The sequence below is a fragment of the Brucella sp. NBRC 113783 genome, from assembly GCF_040372265.1.
In the GTDB taxonomy this organism is placed as follows: Bacteria; Pseudomonadota; Alphaproteobacteria; order Rhizobiales; family Rhizobiaceae; genus Brucella; species Brucella teleogrylli.
Map to the genome: position 1 here is coordinate 28,958 of NZ_BAABRX010000005.1, position 22,982 is coordinate 51,939.

Here is a 22,982-nt window from a genome sequence, read left to right on the forward strand (position 1 = left end):
TTACAGCGCCGCTTTCAACCGGCGCTGTTCCAGACCGAGCCCCAGCTCTTCCGCCCGCGCGATGATGGGCGCAAAGCGGCGCTGCTTCTTTTCCGCGTGATTGGAAGCAATATCGGCGATGCGGTGCTTCAGGAACGGGTTGAGAAAACGATTGCGCACGGAAACCACATAGGCTTCCGCTTCCGCGCCAAGCCCGTCTGCTGCGAAAACCGGCAGCACTTCCTCACGCCACAGGGCTTCCAACTCGCTGCGGATGGTTTCATCCTGCATGGCTTCCAGCACGATTTCGTCTTTCGGGCGATTGCCCTTCAGCCAGCGTTCGGCAATGAAACTATGGCCGAGATTGAGCAGATAAAGCTTCAACCGCTCATAGCGCGCCAGATCGTCGGTGACGACGATATCCTTGTGACGGCACGGCAATGTCAGTCCGTCGGCCTGCTCGATGGCCCAGATCGCATAGGGTTCGGCAATAGCACCGACCGGTTCGATGGCCTCGGAGACGATGCGGTCCACCAGACTATTGGCAAAGATGCATCGCGTTTCCAGCCAGTGGGCAAAGCTGTCCGGCAGTTTCCAGTCCTGCGTCAGCCTGATCAGAATTGCGCGCAGCTTGTCGCCATTGCGGGAGATCAGCTCGCACGGAAAAATCGAGAGCGGTGCATCCGGGTTGTTCTGCCAGCGATTGTGCAGCAGCACGAGCAGCTTGGCCGGAAAGCTTTTCGGCAGGGTCTGCGGATTGGCGATGAGCGATGCGTCGTCGCTTGCATCCAGCTCATAACCTTTGTCGCCGGTGTTCGAGAGAATCACCTGGACCGTCGCGCCGAGATCGAGAATCGCGGCCCAGTCGGTATGCGCGGAATAGGCAGCGGTCACGCCCCTGGCGTTGTGCTCTGTTTCCGACGGCTTGCCATCGACCAGACCACGGATCACGACCGGATAACCCTTGCCCTCGTTCAGTGCGGCGATGCGTTGCGCGCTTTGCGGATTGGAGGTGGTCTGCACCACGGCAATCGTGCCGATTGCATCGCCCGTTGCCAGCGCTTCGGCGACGAAGAAATCGGCATGGGCGAGCAGAAAACGGCTGGTGCCGAACTGAAGAATCGCTGGCTTGTCTTGCATGGAATGCTCCCGAATTTGCAGGTCACAACTAAGCAATCCGCACTAAATTGGTCAAGCCAATAGGCTTTATAGCCCAAAAATAGCGTTGAACTTTTCGGTGGTACTGCGCGATTTGCCGCATTTTCGCACCGATTCAGGCATATTGCGCTTCTGGCTGACCGGAATTATGGTAAGGCCAATTTGGGAGCGACGATGAGCGACTTTGCGGCCACAGCGGAACCCCGCAGGCTTTACCAGCAGATTGCCGACCGGTTGAGAGGTCTCATTCAGGCCGGGCAGTTTCCGGCGGGAAGCAGGCTTCCGGCTGAGCGCGAGCTTGCCCAGCAATTGGGCGTGTCGCGCCCGTCGCTGCGCGAGGCGCTGATCGCTCTCGAAATTGCCGGCAATGTCGAAATCCGTATGGGTTCCGGCATTTATGTCAGCGCCGAGCCGGAAAAGCGCGTTGTGACGCAAGGCGTTTCGATCGGCGAAAGCCCGCTTGAAATCATGCAGGCGCGCGAGTTGATCGAAGGCAGTTTGGTGGTGATGGCCTGTGCGCGCATGACGCCGGAGACCTTGGCTGCCTTGCGCGCCACGCTCGACGAAATGCGCGCCCAGGTGCATGTCGACCGCCGGGCGATGGAGCTTGACCGGCAGTTTCACCTGTTGTTGGCCGAACAGGCAGGCAATTCGGTGGTGGTACGAATTATCCGCGATCTCTTCGATGAGCGGCACAGCCCGCTGACGTCGCAGATCAGAACGCGGTTTGAGAATAACGATACGTGGGTTCTGGCCTTGGCAGAACACGAAATCGTCTATGCAGCGCTGGAGGCGAGGAATCCGCTTCAGGCGCAGGCGGCCATGCGAACGCATCTGGAGCAATCCAAGCAGCGTTGGATGGATAACGAGCCGCGCGACAGATCGCCTATAGCGACATGACCGCGACGACATGAATTGGGAGTGAGGTCAGACCCATGAATATTTCCGTTTCTCCGGCTGCCGCAGCGCCGGTCATTCTCTTGCATCCGTCCGACGATGTCGCGGTTGCGCGTATTTCCGTTCGTGCTGGCGACCCCATCGGTCTGGAAGGCATCAATGCACGCGCACTGATCGGACGCGGCCACAAGGTGGCGATCCGCGCCATTCCAGAAGGCAAGGAAGTTCTGAAATACGGACAGGTCATCGGCGTTGCCACCAAGGACATTGCGCCCGGAGAGCATGTGCATCTGCAAAACCTCGCCATGCTGCCTTCCGAACATGAACACCAGTTCTCCATCGATATCGAAGAACGCGGCATGTTGCCGGAAGCCGAACGCCGCCATTTCATGGGCTATGATCGCGGCGCTGGTGGCGTGGGCACGCGCAACTATATCGGCGTCATTTCCTCGGTGAACTGTTCGGCCACCGTGTCGCGCTATATCGCTGACTATTTCAACCGCATGGGCGGTCTCGACGGATTCGACAATGTGGATGGCGTTGTGGCGCTGACCCATGGCAGCGGTTGCGCGCTCAACACCAAGTCTGAAGGCTATCGCCTTTTGACCCGCACCATTCAGGGTTATGCCAAGCACCCGAATTTCGGCGGTATCCTGCTGATTGGCCTTGGCTGCGAAACGAACCAGATCGCGCCGATCCTCGAACATTACCGCATGGAAGAAGGCTCGCGCCTGCGCACCATGACGATCCAGCAGCACGGCGGCACACGCAAGACCATTGATCATGCGATTGCCGAGATCAAGGAAATGCTGCCGCTGGTCAATTCGGCGGTGCGCACCAAGCAGCCGTTGTCGAAGCTTAAAGTGGCTCTGGAATGCGGCGGCTCGGATGGTTATTCCGGCATTTCGGCCAATCCGGCGTTGGGCTATGCCTCTGACCTGATCGTGCGTAATGGCGGCACGACCGTTCTGGCTGAAACGCCGGAAATCTATGGTGCAGAACATCTTTTGACGCGCCGCGCCGTGACGCCTGCGGTGGCGGAAAAGCTGTTGCAGCGCATCGACTGGTGGCGCGATTACACGGCGCGCAATGGCGACGAACTCAACAATAATCCATCGCATGGCAACAAGCTTGGCGGTCTCACCACCATTCTGGAAAAGTCGCTCGGCGCGGTCGCTAAGGGCGGCTCGATGCCGCTCAAGGCGGTCTATGAATTTGCAGAAACCGTCACGGAGCCCGGCTTCGTCTTCATGGATACGCCGGGCTATGATCCGGTTGCCGTGACCGGACAGGTGGCGGGCGGCTGCAATGTCATTTGCTTCACCACGGGCCGTGGTTCGGTTTCCGGCTTCAAGCCCTCGCCCTGCATCAAGATCGCCACGAATTCCGAAATGTACGAGCACATGAAGGAAGACATGGACATCAATTGCGGCGGCATCGTCACCGGCGAGGAGACCATCGAGGAATCCGGCACGCGCATCTTCGAATATATCATCGCGGCCGCCTCCGGCGAAAAGACGCTGAGCGAAATCTACGACTATGGCGACAATGAATTCGTGCCATGGCAGGTCGGCGCCGTTACCTGATCCGCATCTTTCAATCTGTAACCGACAGGAATATCCGATGGTCAAAGCTCTGCGTATAGAGAGCGAAAACGTTACCCGCTTCGCCGAAATCGACGAAGCGCCGCTGCTCCCCGGTCATGTGCGCGTCAAGGTGCGGCATGTCGGCCTGTGCGGCAGCGATCTGAACACCTTCAAGGGTCTCAATCCGCTGGTGCAGTTGCCGCGCATTCCGGGGCATGAAATCGGCGGAGAAATCATTGAAGCCGGTGCGGGCGTCAGTGCGGCCTATGCCGCAGGCAAGCGCGTCATCGTGCTGCCCTATACGAATTGCGGCGAATGCTCGTCCTGCCGCAAGGGACGTCTCAATGCGTGCCGCTACAACAAGACTCTCGGTGTGCAGCAGAATGGCGGTCTGGCCGACCAGATCGTGCTGCCAGCCGAAAAGCTGATCCTCAACGATACGCTGGAACCACGCCATTTGGCGCTGGTCGAGCCACTTTCGGTCGGTTTCCATGCCGTGGCGCGTGGCCGCGTCGAGGCGGGCGATACGGTTGCGGTGCTGGGCTGCGGCATGATCGGCATGGGTGTGCTGATCGGTGCCGTGGCGCGCGGCGCGAAGGTCATCGCCATCGATCCGAGCGCCGAAAAGCGCGAGCTGGCGCTGCAATTCGGTGCCACGCATGTTCTGGCGAGCGGCGAGGATGTGGTGCAAAAGGTCATGGAACTGACCGGCGATGACGGCGTCGATGTCGCTTTCGAAGCGGTCGGCCTGCCCATCACTTTCACGCAGGCCGTCGATCTTGCGGGCTTTGCGGGACGTGTGGTCTATGTCGGCTACTCCAAGGCACCTGTCACCTACCAGACCCAGTTCTTCAATCTGAAGGAACTCGACATCATGGGCTCGCGCAATGCGACGCTGACCGATTTCGAGGCAGTGGTTTCGCATCTGGAGAAGCTTGGTGCCGATGCCGACAAGCTGATTTCAAAGGTGTTCCCGTTCGATGAAGCCGAACAGGCGCTGCCCTATTGGGATGGCGATCGCAATGTGCTGAAAATCGTGATCGAGCGGGCGTAAGCCGTGGCAAATCGAATAAAGGGGAGCCGGTCTGGCTCCCTTTTTTTATCGCTTTAGGCAATGCCGATTCTCTTTCAGACCGCATTTGCCGGACCTTGCGTAAAAATTTTTTTTGGGCGCTGCCGCGAGAAACCGGCAGCCACTTTCCTTTTGCCATCGCAAGGCCGTGCACCGAAAAAATACGGGCTTCGTCGGCTATAGCAGATGCCGCTAAAAATAGCGGATTCAGGCCGTTTGGGGCGCAAATGGGGCAGGTTTCTGCCCATTTTCATGTATAGACCAATACATATCGGACGACAGTATAATCATACTGTTTTTCTATAATTATAGCGATTTCGTCTTCAATCTATAGTCGTCGGTCTGATGTCGCAGCTGATGGCATATTTGTCGCACGCCGTTCGTGCAATTGAGTGGCGGAGGACTACTATTGTCCTCATGCTGGCCGACTTCGACCTACTTAAGTAATGCCCTGGCCAGCCTGCATATTTCGTCGCGCAACCTTTCAAAAAAGCATTAAAGGGGATGGGTGCGCTTGGATGAATTCACGGCTGTGGGTGGACATGTCGGGAAATGACCTATATAGAATCAGGCAATCTTTCGCTAATCATTCCGTGCGAACCGTTCGCGGTTCGCAGATTGTGTGTGCGCGATTCGCGCTGGAATGAAGTCATATCAATCTTGAAAAGGAGATTAAGTCCGCCAGCACAGCGGGGTTAAACTTAATGCATGGTATTTTATACAAGGATGAAAGTATGAAGTCGCCGGCTAAGACAAAGATAAGCTTGAATGGCGTGTTTAAAGTCTTCGGCGACGACCCGAAGCGTGCAATGGAAGCGTTGCGCGCAGGCAAGTCAAAAGCGCAGATTTACAGCGATCTCGGGGCTACAATCGGCGTCGATGATGCAAGTTTCGATATTTATGAAGGCGAAGTATTCGTCATCATGGGTCTGTCCGGCTCGGGCAAATCGACCCTCCTGCGCCTGCTCAACCGGCTTATCGAACCGACCGCCGGTTCCATCGAAGTGGAAGGCCGCGATATCGTCAAAATGACGAAGCGCGAGCTGATCGATCTTCGCCGCCGCGACATGAGCATGGTTTTCCAGTCATTCGCGCTGTTGCCCAATCGTTCGGTGCTGAACAACGCCGCCTTTGGCCTTGAAGTGGCCGGGATGGGCGAAGCCGAGCGCCACGCCAAGGCGCTGACCGCGCTCGCAGCCGTCGGTCTCGAACCCTATGCCAACAGCATGCCGGACCAGCTTTCCGGTGGTATGAAGCAGCGCGTCGGCCTGGCGCGGGCTCTGGCCAGCGAGCCGACGATCCTTTTGATGGATGAAGCGTTTTCTGCGCTCGATCCGCTGATCCGCACCGAAATGCAGGATGAGTTGAAGCGCCTTCAGGCCGAGCATAGCCGCACCATCATCTTCGTCAGCCATGACCTTGATGAAGCGATGCGCATCGGCGACCGTATCTGCATCATGCAGCACGGCAAGGTCGTGCAGGTGGGCACGCCGAACGAGATCGTCTCGGAGCCTGCCAATGATTATGTCCGGTCCTTCTTCCGCAATGTGGATGTGTCGCGTGTCTTCAAGGCCGCCGACGTCGCCCGCGAGGATGAGCTGATCGTGTTTGAACCCGAACAGCTTGCCACCGCTCTTGAGCGCTTTGACGCCAGCGGCAAGACCTTTGGCGTGCTGGTCGATGCAGACCGCACCTATCGTGGTCTTGTCAGCCGGGATGCGTTGGCCAAAGGTGTCCCCGCCGAGGCAGGAACGCGACTTGACGATGTGGCCGCCATCGAGGCGGAAGCGCCACTGTCGGGTCTCCTGACGCAGGTTGCCGCCAGCCCGTGGCCGATGCCCGTCACCGACCAGCATAACCGCTACGTGGGCGCGATCAGCAAGTCGGCATTGCTTGAAACCTTGGGCCGGGCGGGCTGATTGCCCGTCGCCAATTCGCTCTCGCACGCTTTGTGTGACGCATTTCCAGCAAAACCGGTTACCACTTTTGCTGGAAATGTTTCCCACCCAGTCCAGAAATACGGAAATGGACGGTAAAACATGGATTTGAATTTCAGTGTTGGTGGTGCGGCTGATGTTGTGGTCAATTACATTCTCGACCACTTCACGCCTGCACTCGACATAATCGCAGCGACCATCGGTTTTGTGACCGATGGTATTCAAAACGCTCTCATCGCTATTCCACCCGTTGCTGGTGTGGCCATCCTCACCTTGCTCGCGCTGTGGCGCGTGGGCTGGAAGTTTGCGATCTTCACCCTTCTCGCATTGGCGCTCATCATCCACATGGAATTGTGGAGCGGCACAATGGAAAGCCTGTCGCTGGTGCTGGCATCGACCGTTATCGCGGTGGTGATTGGCATCCCGCTTGGCATCGCCATGGCGCGCAGCGACACGGTGGCGTCAGTCGTGCGCCCGGTGCTCGACCTGATGCAGACGATGCCAGCCTTCGTCTATCTTATTCCGGCGGCGATGTTCTTCGGCCTTGGCGCCGTGCCCGGCACGATTGCGACGGTAATTTTCGCCATGCCGCCGGTGGTGCGCCTGACCAATCTCGGCATTCGGCAGGTTCATGCAGAATTCGTCGAAGCGGGTCTGGCCTTCGGCTGCACATCGCGCCAGCTTCTGTTCAAGGTGCAACTGCCAAACGCCATGCCGTCGATCATGGCCGGTGTAAACCAGACGATCATGCTGTCGCTGTCGATGGTGGTCATCGCATCGATGATTGGCGCGGGCGGCCTTGGAAATACGGTCCTGACCGGCATTCAGCGCCTCAATGTGGGGCTTGGCTTCGAAGGCGGACTGGCCGTGGTCATTCTGGCGGTCATTCTCGACCGGATTACCCAGAGCTTCGGCAAGGGAAATGGCACCGGTTTCTTCAAGAGACTGGCATCGTTGAGAAAGGCGGCGGGCACACAATCCGCCTCATCCTTTCGCAAGCAGGAAGCATGAGACAACCAGAAACAATAACGGGAACTGAATCCAATCGAAAAGGAGTAGGCATGTTGAAGAAACTTGCAGGTTTCGGTCTGGCTGCAGTGGTGGCGGGTACCATGACAATGGGCGCGGCCTTTGCGCAAGATAGCAAGACGGTGAAGATCGGCTGGGCCCCGTGGTCCGACGCCGAATTCGTCACCAAGCTGGCGAAGAAGCTGATCGAAGACAATCTCGGCCAGAAGGTCGAACTGGTGCAGACTGATGTTGCACCGCTTTATCAGGGCGTCAGCCGTGGCGATATCGACGCCATGATGATGGCCTGGTTGCCGGAAACCCACGCCGATTATTACAAGCGCGTCGAGGGCAAGGTTGAAGATCTCGGACCGCTTTATGAAGGCGCAAAGCTTGGCTGGATCGTGCCGGATTATATTCCGGAAAGCGAAATCAGCTCCATCGCCGATCTGAAGAAGCCGGAAGTGAAAGAAAAGCTGAAAGGCGAAATCCAGGGCATCGATCCGGGTGCTGGTCTGACGCGTCTTTCGCAGGAAGCAATCAAGAAATACGGGCTTGATTACAAGCTCAATATTTCGAGTGAAGCGGCAATGCTCACGACGGTTGACCGCGCGACGCGCTCGGATGGCTGGTTCGTGGCAACCTCGTGGAGCCCGCACTGGATGTTCGGCAAGTATAAGCTGCGCTACATTGCCGATCCGGAAGGCGCGCTGGGTGGCGCTGAACATATCAACGCCATTGCACGCAAGGGCTTCAAGGAAGACAACCCGAAAGTTGCTTCGCTGCTGACCAAGTTCAGCATTCCGATCAGCGAACTCGAAGCGGCGATGTTCGATGCGCAGGAAACCTCCTACGAGAAGGCTGTCGATAAATATATCGCCGACCATCCGGACCGCATCAAGGAATGGCTTGCCGAATAATTAGGTAGCTCTGACATGAAAAAGCCCCGCTCACGCGGGGCTTTTCTAGCCCCTGCGGGCGATCAGAATACCGGCAATGACGATTGCGCCGCCCAGCCCCTGCATCATGCCGAGTGGTTCGGACAAAATGGTCCAGGCGAGAAACGCCGCCACCACCGGCTGAAGCAGCAAGGTGAGCGACGAGAAGGAAGCCGGCAGAAATGCAAGCGCATAGGCGATCATGCTTTGCCCGGCGGCATGGGTGAGCCATGCAAGGCCCGCCAGTATCAGCCAGCCGTAGAGCGTGGTGGGCACGATCTGCCCTTCGGCAAAATAGGCGACTGGCAGCGAAACGATCGCCGCAATGGCGCTGCTCCAGAGCATGATGCGCATGGTCGAAAACCGGTTGCGCAGGCGTCCGACCGCCAGAATGTAACCGGCATAGAACACGGCAGCCAGCAGTGCGAGCGCATCGCCCGATGATTGCGAATGCAGGAGTTCGCCCGGCCCGCCTTTCAGCACGACCACACCCAGAATGGCCACAACCAACCCGATGATGAAGGACTGGCTGACACGCGCCTTGTAGAGCAGCCATGCGGCGAGCGTGACGAAGATCGGCGCCATATTGGCCAGAAGCGTCGCATTGGCGACCGACGTATAATGCAGCGACAAATGCCACGCGCCGAGATCGGCGGCGATGAACAGGCCGGGCACGGCCAGCAGCAGGCAATCCGTGAGGGTGAGGCGCTTGTTGTCTTTTATGTCGCTGCGTTCGCGTCCGCTCATCAGCATGAGCGGGATGACCGCCAACGCCACGCGCCAGAAGCCGGTGGCAAGGGGGCCGACTTCCGACAGGCGGACAAAGATCGGCGAACTCGCAATGGCAAAGCCACCGGCCACCAGAATGGGCATGGCCCAACGCTGGCCAAAGGTCTGGGCGCTTGAAGGGGACGGGCCCGTTACGGGGCTTTCTGGAGCGGTCGTCTGCGACATTATCAAACTCGGGTCAAACTCGGGCGAAACCGGCGTTGCAGAGCGAATTCAGCATATTTGTTCTGCAACACATGTTCTGAAACCGTCTGTCATGTCGCAAAGCAGTCGAATTATAGAAATTCTTGACTGTTGGCATGCAGACGCCGAGATGCTTATTCCTGTTTGATGACAGCGTCCAGAAGAAAGAATGCGGGCATGACTGCTTTGCAGCCGTTGCTGCCACAACGCTTTCAGGAGGACGGCGAGAACAAAAAAGCGCCCCGCAGGGCGCTTTCCGATTGTCGATCTATGGCGCGTTACCGATAGGGCGAGACACATTGTCTGCGCGGGCCGCTGTTCGGCTGGAAGGTGTTATCCGATACGCGATAGGTGCGATAACGGCTCTGACACCAACGAACGTGGTTGTTGCTGTGAACAACGCGGGGCTGGTTCAGCGCGCCGCCGACGATTGCGCCTGCCGTGAAGGCTGCCAGCGGATACCACCAGCCATCACTGTGGCGGCGATAGCCGTTGCGGTAGTAGCGCGAGCCGTGATGGCCATGCCAGTAACCGGGACGGTTCGACGGACGGTGGCTGCTATGGGGCGGGCGACCGGGGCGATGGGCATTGCTTGGAGGGCGGCCCGGCCTGTGGGCGTTGCTCGGCGGACGTTTGTGGCGCTGGGCATGACCGCGCGGTGGACGGCGATCATCGCGAACCTGTTCGACGTTCTGATTGAGAGCAGGACGCTCAAGGTTCATCGGCGCAGCCATGGTTGGTACGATGGATGTAAATCCAAAGACCAGCGCCAAGGTCCCCGCGCACGCCTTTTTCAGAATTTTCATATGCAACCCTCCGTATGGAATGACGCAACTAAACGCCTGAAAACACAATTGGTTCCGTTTCCAGGCGATGATTGGCCCACAATTTTGACCGGAGGATTGTGAATCTATTCCGTGCCGATGCGCACGATCTTGTCGACCAGAGCGGACGCCAGATGGAGCGCGCTGCCGGTAGCAGCCACGATCTGGGGCAGGATCATCCATTCCAGCATCCATGCCGCGCCCGAACGTTCCTGCTCATGCACCATGGATTGATGCAGGCCGGAAACTTGCACCGCGTTGAAACGGGCAAGGCTGACCAGCACTTCCGCACCGACCGGATTTTGCTTGTGCGGCATGGCCGATGATCCGCCGCCGCCCGAAAGCGAAAGCTCTGCGCCAAGTTCGGCCATCAGCGCAATGTCCTGCCCGAATTTGCCGAGCGTTCCCGTGATCAGCGACAGGAGGCTGCCGAATTCTGCGATGAAAGCGCGCTGGCTTTGCCATTGCGGGCGGTCGTGCAGACCAAGTTTCTCTGCCAGAAGCGCGCGCAGGGCTGGGCCGCTCTCGCCGAACTTTTCAAGCGTTCCCGCCGCGCCGCCAAATTGCAGCGGAAAGGCGAGGGTGCTGAGCTTCTGGTCGTAACCGCCGAGCGGCGTCTGCCAGCTCGCAATCCGGTCGGAAACCGTGACGGGAATGGCGGCCTGCATCCGGGTATAGGCGGTGAGGCTGTTTTTGCCGAAGGTCGCGTCAAGCCAGTTGAAGCGGTCGGAAAGCTGATGCAGCCGACCGCGCAGAATACCATTCACCGCCTGCAGCCGCAGCATCAGGCTTGTGTCGATGACATCCTGACTGGTGGCTCCGAAATGCAGCTGTGCGGCGAATTCCGGGCCTGTCGCCTTGCGCAGTTCCTTCACGAGTGCCGGAATGATCACGCCATCCCGTGCCGTCCCGCTTTCAAGAACGGACAGGTCCGGTTCGAAAGTCTCAGCCGCCAGCCTGATCGCATTGGCGGTTTCGACCGGGATTATGCCGAGCGAAGCCTGGGCATCCGACAATGCCACCTCGAAGCGGACCATTCCGGCGATGTCAGCCGCAGCCGTGAAGAGACTTAATATCTCTTCGTCATCGCCGAAAAGCCCGGCCAGAAACGGATGTTCGAATACCGAAATGCTCATGCGTCAAATATCGAAAAAGACGGTTTCTTTTTCGCCCTGCAAATAAATGTCGAAGTGATAGATGTCACCTTCGCGCTGGCCGATCAAGGTCTCAACGCGCGCACGATGCTCGACGCGCGCCAGAACCGGATCTTCCGCATTGGCGTCTGCCTCATCGGAGAAATACATACGCGTCTGCAAGCCGAGATTGATGCCGCGTGCAACGATCCAGAACGTGATATGCGGCGCCATCAGGCGTCCATCCCGGAAGGGAACGCGACCGGGCTTGATCGTCTCGAACACGAACTCGCCAGTTTCCATATGGCTGGGGCAGCGGCCCCATCCACGGAAATTGGGGTCGGCCTTGCCGCCGGTTTCCGAAGGGCTGTTGTAAAGCCCCTTGGCGTCGGCCTGCCAGATTTCCACCAGCGCATCGCGCAGCGGTGCGCCCATGCCATCGATAACGCGACCCTTGATGGTCACACGCTCGCCGGACGTCGTGTCGTTGGTGAGCGGGCCGGACCCGAGATCTTCCGCGAAAACGCCATTAATGCCGACGAAATTCGGCGTCAACCCGATATGGACGTAAGGGCCCGCAGTTTGCGATGCGCTTTCCTTGAGATAACCCAGTGGCTGTACCATATCAGTTGCCCTCCGGCCGGTTTTCAAAGAAGGTCGAGCGGCGTCCGCGCAACACTATGTCGAACTTGTAGGCCAGCATGTCCATCGGCAGGCTCGCATTCATGTCGAGCGGTGCGATAAGGCGCTCAACCGCGCTTCTGTCGGGAACAGTCTTGACGATCGGGCAACGCCAGATCAGCGGATCACCTTCGAAATACATTTGGGTGATCAGACGCTGCGAGAAGCCATGACCGAAGATCGAGAAATGGATATGCGCCGGGCGCCAGTCATTGACGCCATTTGGCCACGGATAAGCGCCGGGCTGGATCGTCTTGAACCAGTAATAGCCATTCTCGTCGGTGATCGTGCGGCCCACGCCGCCGAAATTCGGATCGATGGCCGCGAGATAGGTTTCCTTCTTGTGCCGGTAGCGACCGCCAGCATTGGCCTGCCAGAATTCGACAAGCGCACCAGGGATCGGGCGATTGCTTTCGTCCAGCACACGACCATGCACCAGAATGCGCGGGCCGACCGGCATTTCGCCGGGGCGCGCATAGTTGCGGATCAGGTCGTTATCGAGTTCGTTCAACATGCCATGGCCGAAAACCGGGCCGGTAATCTCGCTCTTGGTGCCTTCCAGCGAAAGCAGCGCGCGGGTGGGCGAGCGCAGAACGGATGTTTTGTACCACGGCGTATAGGCCGGTGGATGCATGGTGAGATCACGAGCGAAAAAAGGGCTCGCTTCCGGCGGTGTGTTTTTCATTTCTCGGCTTCCTCCGCTTCCATCTGTGCGTAGGTCTGTTTGGCGATCTTGAACGCGTGGTTCGATGCAGGCACGCCCGCATAAATCGCAACATGCAGCAGAGCTTCGCAGATGTCTTCCTTGGTTGCGCCCGTATTTTTCGTGGCGCGGATATGCATTGCAACTTCATCGTCCTGGCCAAGAGCGGCCAGAAGCGCAATCGTCACCATGGAGCGCTCGCGCTTTGTCCATTGCGGACGCGACCAGACCGTTCCCCATGCCGTTTCGGTAATAAGCTCCTGAAAGGGCTCATCAAGTCCCGTGGCGGCCTTCGATGCCCGGTCCACATGCGCATCGCCCAGAACCGAGCGACGGACGCTCATTCCAAGCTTGTAACGCTCGGAGCGCTCGACAGTGTCACCCATGGCTATTCTCCCTGTGGAAGCTTAATTTGAAAGTCGGGTTGAAAGAAAATCGCGCAATAGCGAGACATAGGCGTCTGGCTGTTCAACGCAGGGTATGTGGCCGCTATGCGCAATTTCAGCGAAATGCGCGCCGGGCACGAGGCTTGCCAGTTCCTTGACGAGCGCTGGCGGTGTTGCGCCATCCTGATCGCCGACGACACAAAGCACGGGCACGGCAATCGCCTTGGCCGCTTGCGTGAAATCCGCATCGCGCAGGGCTGCGCAGGTTGCCGCATAGCCATCGAGTGGCTGGCGCACGAACATGTTGCAATAGGCGCGGAAGGCGTCATTGTCGGGCTTGCGGAAATCGTCTGTGAACCAGCGCGGCATCGTGCCGTCGAGAATGCTGGCAAGACCGTTTTGCATAATGGCGTCGATGCGGGCGTTCCACATCTCCGCGGTGCCAATCTTGTGGGCGGTGTTGGACAGGACCAGACCGGCGACGAGATCGGGACGGGCGGCATAAGCGCCCTGCGCAATCAGTCCGCCGACCGAAAGGCCGCACAGAACCACGCGGCGGATGGACAGTTTTTCGAGAAGCGCGATCAGATCCTGCGCCAGAAGTTCGATGCTGTAGGGCGTATTGCCAATATCGGAAAGGCCGTGCCCGCGCTTGTCGTAAACCAGCGTCGGGATATCGTTGCCGAGCTTCGCCCTCACGTCATCCCAGATGCGCAGGTCGGTTCCCAGTGAATTGATGAAAACCAGAACGGGCTTTTCATCACCACTCCACTGCAAATCATAGTGAAGGACGATATCGTTGACGTTTGCGAACTGCACGGCTTTCTCCTCTTGATCAGCACTGTTGCGCTTTCCAATTGGTTAAGTAAAATGATATTATCAGTCAAAAACATAACTCATAGGTTATCCAATAAGTGATCGGAAACAGGATCAAGTTTCGCCATCTGCACACCTTTGTTGAAGTGGCGCGGCAGAAGAGCGTGGTCAAGGCGTCGGAAATTTTGAATATCAGCCAGCCCGCCGTCACCAAAACTATCCGTGAGCTGGAGGAGGTGCTGGGCGTTCCGGTTCTGGAGCGCGACGGTCGCGGCATTCGTATCACGCGGTTTGGCGAGGTATTCCTGCGCCATGCGGGCACGGCGCTGACGGCCTTGCGGCAGGGGCTGGATTCGGTCTCGCAGGAGCTCGACGGTTCCGGCCCGCCCATTCGTGTCGGCGCCTTGCCGACAGTTTCCACACGCATCATGCCCAAGGCCATGAGCCTGTTTCTGGCGGAAAAGGCGGGCAGCCGCGTGAAGATCGTCACGGGCGAGAATGCGGTTTTGCTGGAGCAGTTGCGCGTCGGCGATCTCGATTTGGTTGTCGGGCGTCTGGCCGCGCCGGAAAAGATGACCGGCTTTTCCTTCGAACACCTCTATTCCGAGCAGGTGCGGTTTCTGGTCCGGGCAGGGCATCCGCTGACCGACGGGCGACCCGTCTTCGACCATCTGGCGGATTATCCGGTGCTGATGCCGACTCAAAATTCGATCATCCGTCCTTTTGTGGAGCGGTTGCTGATTGCCAACGGCATTGGCGCGCTGCCCATTCAGGTTGAAACCGTGTCGGATGCTTTCGGGCGCGCTTTCGTTCGCGAGAGCGATGCAATCTGGATCATTTCCGAAGGTGTCGTGGCGCGCGATGTGGCGGAAGGCAAACTGGTCATGTTACCGATCGATACCAGCGAGACTGTCGGGCCGGTTGGTCTGACAATGCGGACGGATACGGTCAGCTCCGGGGCGCTGCAAATGCTTATCCAGATATTGCGCGACGTGTCCGGCGCGTCTCTGTCCCGCTCGTCCACAAGCAGACTGCGATGAGGCTAGTGGATTGAATTTGACGTTTGAATCCCGGCTGACATAGATGCTGTTTCAAACGTCAAATTCGAAAAATCCACTAGATACATATACTTGCTAGTGATCTTTTTGATTCCAACATTTGCTCAGCGCGTGAACCGAGGGATGCAAATGTTGGAATCAGACCACTAGTGGTGCAATAGTTCGCCCAGAAATTTGCGCGTGCGTTCCTGCTTCGGATTGGCGAAGAATTCGTCCGGGGGCGCCTGTTCAATAATCGCGCCTTCGGCCATGAAGATCACGCGGTCGGCCACCTGACGGGCAAAACCCATTTCATGGGTGACGCAGATCATCGTCATGCCTTCTTCGGCAAGGCTGACCATGGTGTCGAGCACTTCCTTGACCATTTCCGGATCAAGGGCCGAGGTCGGTTCATCGAAGAGCATGACCTTCGGCTTCATGCAGAGCGCTCGCGCAATCGCAACGCGCTGTTGCTGGCCGCCCGAAAGCTGCGACGGATATTTATCGGCCTGCTCGAGAATTTTCACCCGGTCCAGAAGCGCCCTGGCGCTTTTTTCCGCATCGGCCTTGCTGGCTCCAAGCGAGCGCATGGGCGCCAGCATGCAGTTTTGCAGCACAGTGAGATGCGGGAACAGGTTGAACTGCTGAAACACCATGCCGACCTCACGGCGCACCGCATCGATGGTTTTGCCCGCATGGCCGAGCAACATGCCGCCAACGTGGATTTCACCCTTCTGGTAGGTTTCGAGATGATTGATGCAGCGGATGAGCGTGGATTTTCCACTGCCGGAGGGACCGCAGAGAACGATCTTTTCTCCCTTGCGCACCGCCAGATTGACATCGTGCAAGGCTTGAAAATGGCCATACCATTTCTCGACATTCTGCAAGCGGATCATCGCTTCGGAGGGCTCGGCGGATGGCTGGTGGATCATCGGGTCACTCCGGGCATGGGTCAGGCTCAGCGGCTCGACGCGGCAAATTTACGTTCAAGATGCGCGCCGAAGATCGTCAGCGGGCAGCACATCAGGAAGTAGAGAATGCCCACAATGCCGAAGACGGTGAGCGGCTCGAAAATCTGGTTCGAAATGATGTTGCCAGCCCGCGTCAGCTCGGTGAAGCCGACGATGGAGGCAAGCGATGTTCCCTTGATAAGCTGCACCAGAAAGCCGATGGTTGCGGGCAGCGAAATGCGGATCGCCTGCGGCAGGATTACATCCTTCATGCGCCAGAAATAGCGAAGGCTCAGCGCTTTCGCGGCCTCCATCTGTCCCTTGGGAACCGCCTCAATCGAGCCGCGCCAGATTTCGCCAAGATAGGCGCTGGCATGCAGGGTCAGGCCGATGGCGACGGCCAGCCATGCATCGAGTTTCAGCCCGATCAGTGCAAGGCCATAATAGACGACGAAGAGCTGCATCAGGAGCGGCGTGCCCTGAAAGACCGCGATATAGCCAGCGGTCAATCGTTCCAGCACAGGAAAGCCCGATGTGCGAAGCAAGGCAATGCCAAGACCGGCCGTGCAGCCGCAGACGAAGCCCACGGCGGAGAGCGCGACCGTCCACTTCAATCCGATCAGCAGGAAGACGAATTCATCGTGACCCATGGGAATGCTCCTACTTGACCGGATAGGCGAAATAGCGCGCCGAAATGAAGGAGAAGAGGCGCATCATGACCCAGGAAATCACCAGATAGAACGCCGTGACGGTAAAATAGACCTCGAAGCTGCGGAAGCTGTCGGATTCGATGCGCTGGGCAACTGAGGTCAGCTCATAGGCCGAGATTGCCGAGGCGATGCTGGTCGTCAGCGTCAACAGGATGAACTGGCTGGTCAGCGATGGGAAAATTGCCCGCAAGGCCGGTTTCAGCACGATCAATCGGAAGACCTGCGCCTTATGCAGACCAAGCGCGATGCCCGCCTCGATCTGGCCTTTCGGAATGGATTGAACACCGCCACGAATGATTTCGATGGCATAGGCGCCGCCATTGATGCCGAGCGCAATGATGGCGGTCGGCGTCGGGTCGAGCCGGACACCGGCCAGCGGCAGAGCGAAATAGATGAAGAATATCTGGACGAGAAAGGGCGTGTTGCGGATGAGTTCGACAAAGCCGATGACCAGCCATCGCAAAAACCAGTAGCGCGAACCGCGCAGCAGAACACCGCCAATGCCGATGACGATTGCCAGCAACATGCCGAATATGGCCAGGGTAAAGGTGCCCAGACAGGCAAGCAGCAGGCTGGGGAGGCCATCGATGACCGGCGTGAAATCCAGAGTATAATTCATCGTTCGCTCTGTCTGTTTTTATCAAGGCGCGGCGAGATCGCCGTTGCTCTCTTGCTCCAATTGACCGGCGCGGCTGGCCAGATGTCTGTCGGTCAGTCCTTGTCGACCATTTTCGCCATGGCTTGCACGGCCAGTTCATACCCATTCGCGCCGAACCCGATCAGGATACCGGTTGCGACACGCGAAATGAGCGAATTGTGGTAGATGCTCTCGCGGGCATGGACGTTTGAGATATGCAGCTCGATCTTCGGGCCGTCGAACATTTTCAACGCATCGAGCAGGGCGACCGACGTGAAAGTATAGCCCGCGGGATTGACGATGATGCCGCAGGCTCCTTTGCGCGCCTGATGCACGCTTTCCACCAGTTCGCCCTCGAAATTGGTCTGGCGAAAATCGACCGCAAATCCCAGCGTCTCGGCCACCTGTGTCGCGCGGTCGCGAATATCGGCAAGCGTCGTGGTGCCATAGACTGTCGGCTCCCGCTCGCCGAGCAGATTGAGATTGGGGCCGTTCAAGATAAAGATTGTTCTGGACATGGTGCTTCCCGAAACGGCGGGTAAGCCGTTTTTACGACATGAGGAAACGGTTGCAGACGCTGGCGTTTTTAGGATCGGATTGGCGCCCCCCGGTGCCAATCCAAATCTTGTTTTTATGCATTTGAACGCAGAGCGGCTTCGCGCTTTTGCCGGGAATGCTTTTTAGCCAGCGTCTGCAATCGGGATCGCTGAATTATCAGTTCGCCGTGAAGGAAACGCCTTCAAGCTTTTCCGGGAATTCCGGAACCGGCACCTTCATCCACTTGTCGTAGATTTTCTTCAGCTCGCCATTGTCCTTGATCTTGTCGATGAAGCTGTTGATGGCGGCGTTGAGTTCCTTTTCGCCCAGACGCGTGCAGGCGCCGTTATAGAGCTTCTGGAATTCCAGCTTGTTTTCGAATTCGCCCGGACGGGCCTTCTAGACGCGGTCCATGTAGAAGATGTTTCCGCCCAATGCCTGCACCTGACCCGAAGCCAGAGCCTGAACGCTTGGCGCATCGCCGTCATAGCGGCGGATGGTGGCGCTGGATGGTGCGTTCTTGGTCACCTGCGTGTCCTGCGCAGCGCCCTTCGCAACCGCGATGGTGAGATTGGCCATATCTTCATTGGTCTTGATCGACATGGATTTCGGGCCGATCAGCACAATGGCATTGGCCACATAGGGCTTGCTGAACTGTACCGCCTTGGCGCGTTCCGGCAGCATCGCCATGGTTGCGAACAGCACGTCGACGCGACCGGTGGTCAGCGCGGGAATGCGGTTGTTGACTTCGAGCGGTACGAATTCGACCGGCACGCCCAGTTCCTTGCCGAACAGATTGGCAATATCGGCGTCAAGACCGTCCTGCTGGCCAGCGCTCGTCACGAAACCCCATGGCGGATTGTCGCCCTGAATACCAACGATCAGCTTGCCGCGCGCCTTGATTTCCTCCGGCGTGATGGCGGATGCGGGCTTGGTCATCCCGGCGGCGGCAACCAGCGCCGCCGCACCCAGCATCATGTTGCGACGTGTCAGCATCGATTTAAACATTCGTTCCTCCTCCCAAAAACTGGCGCTCTGTCGATCCTCTCCCGTGGATCAGATGGCCGTATGAGTATATTTTTGTCAGATGATGCTTGGCAAATCAACCGAGTTTATAAAAATCATATGAGATTTTGTATTTTGCACAAAACGCATTTTTCCGACAGACAACCGACGGATATGTACGAGCGAATGCGGTTCAGACGATGCGCCCGCTTTTGAGAATATGATCCATGCCGCTCAGGATATGGCGGCGCACAACGGCTTGCGCGCCTTCGACATCGCGCGCCACGGCCAGTTCGAATAGCAATTTGTGGTCATCCACGACGGGCCGTCCGCGAAAGGTCTGCGCCAGCATGTGATAGCGCAAAAAGCGGTCGAACACCGAGGACAGCGCCGTCAGCAGTGTTTGCGAATCGCATGCCGAGACGATGGCCTGATGAAACTCCCAGTCGTAACGCACCCAGTCCATGGTGCGCGATGCATCGCCCGCAAGCAGCACTCTTTCCGCAGCGGCGAGCTTGTGGTGGGCCGCAACGATACGCCCTTCCCATTCCAGATCGCCGACCGCGAAGGAAAGCCCGATGGCGTGGGTTTCGAGAACCGAGCGCAGATCGGCCAGTTCCTCAAGCTCCTTGCGGGAAGCCGGGCTCACTTCAAAACCGCGCTGCCCTTCAGCGACGACCAGATTTTCCGTGGTCAGCCGGTTGAGGATCTCGCGCAGCGACGAGACGCTGATCGAATAGCGCTCCTTTGCCTGTTCCAGCTTGATCTTGGCCCGTGGCGGTAATGTCCCGGAGATGATGTCCTTGCGGATCTGCCGGAAAACTACATCGCTGACGGTTTCGGTGGGTGCGCTTTCTTCCCGCAGCATGGTGTTTCCTTTTCCGTGGCGGTCACGATCAACGGCAGTGGCAAATCAGGGCAAGGTGCCCCCGGCCAGCGCATGTTGGACGCCGCCATCTATGTGCTTGATAAGAATAGCTTTTGCTTCGGTCGCATTGCGCGCTAGCGCAGCGTCGAGCAATTGCTTGTGTTCCTTTTCGGCGACATCGCCGCGATAGGACAACGCAACCATCTGATAGCGCAGATATTTGTCGAAGACGGTGGCGTGGGTTTCCATCAGCAATCTTGAACCGCAGGCGGAAATTAGCGCCTGATGAAACTCCCAGTCATAGCGTTTCCATTCTTCCGCCCGGCTGGCGTCGCCTGACGCCATGATCTGCTCCATCCGCGAAAGCTTGTAGTGCGCGGAGACCAGTTGCGCCTCCCAATCCATCCCGCCGAAAGCGAAGGATTGCTCCAGCGCGTGGGTTTCGAGCAACAGGCGCAATGCAGCGATTTCCTTGAGATCGGCATCCGACATGGGCGCGACTTCGAAGCCGCGCTGGCCTTCGGCAACGACAAAACCTTCCGATGACAGCCGGTTGAGGATTTCGCGCAACGTACTCACGCTGGTGTCGTAGGAATCCTTCAGGCTTTCCAGCCGCAACCGCTGCGCAGGCGCCAGCCGCCCGAAAATAATATCGGTCCGAATGCGGCGATAGCAGCTTTCAGCAATGGACTCATTGGAAGATTCGTAACGCATTTGGAGATATCTCAGATATTCGACACTTTATCATACATGTCTCGCGCTGCGGTTACAATGTGATATCCTGTCTTGCGGCAAGGTCCGACATTTTCTCGGATGATTTTTGGATCGTCCCTGAATACGGAGGCTGACCGGCCTCCACGGAATATCGCGGCAGCAGCACGATACGGACAGATCATTTGATATATTGCTGTTGGTGGATCGTGCTTACGGTTGGCGCTGTTGCAAGCTGATGGCTCCGCCTCGTCTTCGACTTGGATGTGGTTGCGGGATAGGCGCTGTTAGTGAAATCCGTAAAGAAGTCGGCGAAGCGAAGCTGATAGTACGAGCGGCTTGGCTCTTCCTTCTTGGGGTGTAAACTCTCAATAGTTGCATCTTTAGGTGGCAAAATGTGGGAAGAAGAATTAATAGAGGAAGTCGGCGTTACCGGCGAGGTGATTGCCGCCAGAGAATCGCGTGCTGCGGCAAAAGGAATGCGCGGCAACTCATCGTCGCCGCTTCGGCGAACCCAAAGCTTATCGAGCGGCAGTCGCGATGTTATTGGGAGCTTTAGCGTTGAACCAGTAAGTTATGGAAAAAACTCTAAGGTTCTTGGGCGTGTCCCGACCAATGTGACGCATCGCGCAAGCAACGGTTTCTTTTCAGAATTGCAGGCTCGCTCGTCGGAATTTGGAAAAGCGGCCAAAGACATAAACGACCGATATTTGAATCATATTGAGGCGGCATGGTCCAAATCAGAAGAGATATTAATAAGCAGATTAACATATCCTATTCCTGTGAATATTTTGGCAGATTTTGCAAAGTTAAATTATGAGGAAGCGTTGTCAAAAAAATTTGGGTTGTTCTCTAAATCGAATCATATCTTCGCAATAACGATTCTATAAATTGGCACGGTGAAGGTATTACTCTACCAGAATTAAATTTAAGATGGAAAAAGTTTATTAAATGGAAAGATAGAGTAACTAGGGCTGAAGAAGGTATAAGGCCAATAATTGATGAGCTTTCTGAATTCAATCGAATAATTGTAAATCATAAATAATAACTTAAAATATGTTTTTTTTGGATAGTGATATTTTATGATTTTACATTCGGATCTTTGGATCTATATTATTTCTACGAGACGAAGGTTATTTGACTTCGCCCGACGTGGAGTTATCGTGCTACGAAAGCTTCAATAGCAACCGGCAGAAACCGGTGCTACGACTTCTGCCGATCTTCATTTCGTTCCCGGTAGAAATAGCATGACCTCACAAACACCTATCCGTAAACCGCGTGGCCGCGATCTTGGCATCCCTTTCACCGGGCGCACTGGTCCGCATAATGCGATCACCGATGTTGATGGCGTCGGTGTCGGCTTTCAAACGATCATCGAGAACGAGCCGCGCCCGGGCCGCAAGCGTCCTGTCCGCAGTGGCGTGACGGCCATTCTGCCGCACATGCAGTCGGAAACGCCTGTTCCAGTCTATGCTGGTGTGCATCGTTTCAACGGCAATGGCGAAATGACCGGCACGCACTGGATCGCGGATGGCGGTTATTTTCTGGGACCCGTCGTCATCACCAATACGCATGGCATTGGCATGGCGCATCACGCCACCACCCGCTGGATGGTTGACCGCTATGCCTCGACCTACAAGACCGACGATTTTCTCTGGATCATGCCCGTTATTGCCGAGACCTATGACGGCGTGTTGAACGACATCAACTGCTTTCCGGTTACCGAAGCCGATGTGCGCAAGTCGCTCGACAGCGTTGCCTCCGGCCCGGTGCAGGAAGGCAATTGCGGCGGCGGCACGGGCATGATCACCTATGGTTTCAAGGGCGGCACGGGCACGGCATCGCGCGTCGTGGAATTCGGTGGTCGCAGCTTCACCATTGGCGCGCTGGTGCAGGCCAATCACGGCCAGCGCGACTGGCTGACCATTGCCGGTGTTCCGGTTGGCCAGCATATGCGCGACGGCACGCCGCAAAGCCAGTTGCAGGAGCGCGGTTCCATCATCGTGGTGCTGGCAACGGACCTGCCCTTGATGCCACATCAGTTGCAGCGGCTGGCACGTCGCGCCGCGATCGGCATCGGTCGCAATGGCACGCCGGGCGGCAACAATTCGGGCGATATTTTCCTGGCCTTCTCGACGGCCAATCAGCGCCCGATGCAACACCGTTCCGCGCCGTTCCTCCAGATGGAAGTGGTGAATGACGAGCCGCTCGATCCATTCTATCTCGCTGCGGTCGATAGCGTGGAGGAAGCAGTGGTCAATGCGATGCTGGCAGCTGAAGATATGGGCGGCACGCCTTACGACCGTCTGCGCGTTCAGGCTATCGATCACGACGGGCTGCGCGAAGTGCTGGCCCGTTACGGACGGCTGTCTGCATAAAGACGGCTGATTGCAAATATAGAAAGCAGCGACAGATGCGGGTTCTGTCGCTGCTCCCC

23 protein-coding genes and 1 pseudogene are annotated in these 22,982 nt (G+C 57.4%); 9 read left to right on the plus strand and 15 right to left on the minus strand.

The window, feature by feature from the left end; genetic code table 11:
* On the minus strand, window positions 1-1,119 hold the full coding sequence (locus ABWW11_RS16265; RefSeq protein ID WP_109367125.1) for a mannitol dehydrogenase family protein: 1,119 nt from the start codon (window positions 1,117-1,119) through the stop codon (window positions 1-3).
* 192 nt (window positions 1,120-1,311) lie between these two features.
* Between ABWW11_RS16265 and ABWW11_RS16270 the strand changes: the two genes are divergently transcribed.
* The 6 genes from ABWW11_RS16270 to ABWW11_RS16295 all read left to right on the plus strand — a co-directional run bounded on the left by ABWW11_RS16270 (window position 1,312) and on the right by ABWW11_RS16295 (window position 8,557).
* Window positions 1,312-2,037 carry a FadR/GntR family transcriptional regulator gene (locus ABWW11_RS16270; RefSeq protein ID WP_109367126.1) on the plus strand — a complete coding sequence of 242 codons (726 nt, stop codon included), beginning with the start codon at window positions 1,312-1,314 and terminating at the stop codon, window positions 2,035-2,037.
* A 35-nt stretch (window positions 2,038-2,072) separates the two neighbouring features.
* Window positions 2,073-3,620, plus strand: coding sequence for a UxaA family hydrolase (locus ABWW11_RS16275; RefSeq protein ID WP_109367127.1), 1,548 nt, complete (start codon window positions 2,073-2,075; stop codon window positions 3,618-3,620).
* Window positions 3,621-3,657: 37 nt separating this feature from the next.
* Window positions 3,658-4,674 (plus strand): zinc-binding alcohol dehydrogenase family protein, encoded by a 1,017-nt coding sequence (locus tag ABWW11_RS16280; protein ID WP_109367128.1) that lies wholly within the window; start codon window positions 3,658-3,660, stop codon window positions 4,672-4,674.
* Between the two features lie 752 nt (window positions 4,675-5,426).
* Complete coding sequence (gene proV / locus ABWW11_RS16285) at window positions 5,427-6,611, plus strand: glycine betaine/L-proline ABC transporter ATP-binding protein ProV (RefSeq protein ID WP_109367964.1); 1,185 nt, start codon at window positions 5,427-5,429, stop codon at window positions 6,609-6,611.
* A 120-nt stretch (window positions 6,612-6,731) separates the two neighbouring features.
* The gene (locus ABWW11_RS16290) at window positions 6,732-7,640 is read left to right on the plus strand and encodes an ABC transporter permease (RefSeq protein ID WP_109367129.1); all 909 of its coding nucleotides are present in this window, start codon (window positions 6,732-6,734) and stop codon (window positions 7,638-7,640) included.
* 50 nt (window positions 7,641-7,690) lie between these two features.
* A complete protein-coding gene (locus ABWW11_RS16295) occupies window positions 7,691-8,557 on the plus strand; it encodes a glycine betaine ABC transporter substrate-binding protein (protein ID WP_109367130.1) in 867 nt (288 codons plus the stop codon).
* 45 nt (window positions 8,558-8,602) lie between these two features.
* Here the strand turns inward: ABWW11_RS16295 and ABWW11_RS16300 are convergent, their stop codons facing one another.
* The 7 genes from ABWW11_RS16300 to pcaD all read right to left on the minus strand — a co-directional run bounded on the left by ABWW11_RS16300 (window position 8,603) and on the right by pcaD (window position 14,093).
* Window positions 8,603-9,529 carry a DMT family transporter gene (locus ABWW11_RS16300; protein ID WP_109367131.1) on the minus strand — a complete coding sequence of 309 codons (927 nt, stop codon included), beginning with the start codon at window positions 9,527-9,529 and terminating at the stop codon, window positions 8,603-8,605.
* 296 nt (window positions 9,530-9,825) lie between these two features.
* Window positions 9,826-10,353 (minus strand): BA14K family protein, encoded by a 528-nt coding sequence (locus ABWW11_RS16305; RefSeq protein ID WP_109367132.1) that lies wholly within the window; start codon window positions 10,351-10,353, stop codon window positions 9,826-9,828.
* Between the two features lie 104 nt (window positions 10,354-10,457).
* Window positions 10,458-11,507, minus strand: coding sequence for a 3-carboxy-cis,cis-muconate cycloisomerase (locus ABWW11_RS16310; protein WP_109367133.1), 1,050 nt, complete (start codon window positions 11,505-11,507; stop codon window positions 10,458-10,460).
* A gap of 3 nt (window positions 11,508-11,510) precedes the next feature.
* Window positions 11,511-12,128, minus strand: a complete 618-nt coding sequence (pcaG, locus tag ABWW11_RS16315) for a protocatechuate 3,4-dioxygenase subunit alpha (RefSeq protein ID WP_109367134.1) — start codon at window positions 12,126-12,128, stop codon at window positions 11,511-11,513.
* Between the two features lies 1 nt (window position 12,129).
* The gene (gene pcaH / locus ABWW11_RS16320; protein ID WP_109367135.1) at window positions 12,130-12,870 is read right to left on the minus strand and encodes a protocatechuate 3,4-dioxygenase subunit beta; all 741 of its coding nucleotides are present in this window, start codon (window positions 12,868-12,870) and stop codon (window positions 12,130-12,132) included.
* The gene (pcaC, locus tag ABWW11_RS16325; RefSeq protein ID WP_109367136.1) at window positions 12,867-13,274 is read right to left on the minus strand and encodes a 4-carboxymuconolactone decarboxylase; all 408 of its coding nucleotides are present in this window, start codon (window positions 13,272-13,274) and stop codon (window positions 12,867-12,869) included. The genes pcaH and pcaC overlap by 4 nt, the downstream gene beginning before the upstream one ends.
* Before the next feature lie 21 nt (window positions 13,275-13,295).
* A complete protein-coding gene (pcaD, locus tag ABWW11_RS16330) occupies window positions 13,296-14,093 on the minus strand; it encodes a 3-oxoadipate enol-lactonase (RefSeq protein ID WP_109367137.1) in 798 nt (265 codons plus the stop codon).
* A gap of 95 nt (window positions 14,094-14,188) precedes the next feature.
* Between pcaD and pcaQ the strand changes: the two genes are divergently transcribed.
* On the plus strand, window positions 14,189-15,130 hold the full coding sequence (pcaQ, locus tag ABWW11_RS16335; RefSeq protein ID WP_109367138.1) for a pca operon transcription factor PcaQ: 942 nt from the start codon (window positions 14,189-14,191) through the stop codon (window positions 15,128-15,130).
* A 164-nt stretch (window positions 15,131-15,294) separates the two neighbouring features.
* On the opposite strand, the gene ABWW11_RS16340 is transcribed toward pcaQ, so the two are convergent.
* The 7 genes and pseudogenes from ABWW11_RS16340 to ABWW11_RS16370 form a co-directional block, all read right to left on the minus strand.
* A complete protein-coding gene (locus tag ABWW11_RS16340) occupies window positions 15,295-16,023 on the minus strand; it encodes an amino acid ABC transporter ATP-binding protein (protein WP_109367965.1) in 729 nt (242 codons plus the stop codon).
* 62 nt (window positions 16,024-16,085) lie between these two features.
* Window positions 16,086-16,727 carry an amino acid ABC transporter permease gene (locus ABWW11_RS16345; RefSeq protein WP_109367139.1) on the minus strand — a complete coding sequence of 214 codons (642 nt, stop codon included), beginning with the start codon at window positions 16,725-16,727 and terminating at the stop codon, window positions 16,086-16,088.
* Window positions 16,728-16,737: 10 nt separating this feature from the next.
* Window positions 16,738-17,406, minus strand: a complete 669-nt coding sequence (locus ABWW11_RS16350; RefSeq protein WP_109367140.1) for an amino acid ABC transporter permease — start codon at window positions 17,404-17,406, stop codon at window positions 16,738-16,740.
* 92 nt (window positions 17,407-17,498) lie between these two features.
* Window positions 17,499-17,942: a type II 3-dehydroquinate dehydratase gene (locus ABWW11_RS16355; protein WP_109367141.1), complete on the minus strand. Its 444-nt coding sequence runs from the start codon at window positions 17,940-17,942 to the stop codon at window positions 17,499-17,501.
* A 196-nt stretch (window positions 17,943-18,138) separates the two neighbouring features.
* A pseudogene (locus tag ABWW11_RS16360) lies at window positions 18,139-18,969 on the minus strand (transporter substrate-binding domain-containing protein).
* Window positions 18,970-19,159: 190 nt separating this feature from the next.
* The gene (locus tag ABWW11_RS16365; protein ID WP_109367143.1) at window positions 19,160-19,834 is read right to left on the minus strand and encodes a GntR family transcriptional regulator; all 675 of its coding nucleotides are present in this window, start codon (window positions 19,832-19,834) and stop codon (window positions 19,160-19,162) included.
* Between the two features lie 45 nt (window positions 19,835-19,879).
* A complete protein-coding gene (locus ABWW11_RS16370; RefSeq protein WP_109367144.1) occupies window positions 19,880-20,548 on the minus strand; it encodes a GntR family transcriptional regulator in 669 nt (222 codons plus the stop codon).
* A 392-nt stretch (window positions 20,549-20,940) separates the two neighbouring features.
* Between ABWW11_RS16370 and ABWW11_RS16375 the strand changes: the two genes are divergently transcribed.
* Both ABWW11_RS16375 and ABWW11_RS16380 read left to right on the plus strand, forming a co-directional pair.
* On the plus strand, window positions 20,941-21,435 hold the full coding sequence (locus tag ABWW11_RS16375; protein WP_109367145.1) for a hypothetical protein: 495 nt from the start codon (window positions 20,941-20,943) through the stop codon (window positions 21,433-21,435).
* A gap of 357 nt (window positions 21,436-21,792) precedes the next feature.
* Entirely contained in the window at window positions 21,793-22,923 is a 1,131-nt protein-coding gene (locus tag ABWW11_RS16380) for a DmpA family aminopeptidase (protein WP_109367146.1), read from the plus strand.
* Window positions 22,924-22,982: the final 59 nt, after the last annotated feature.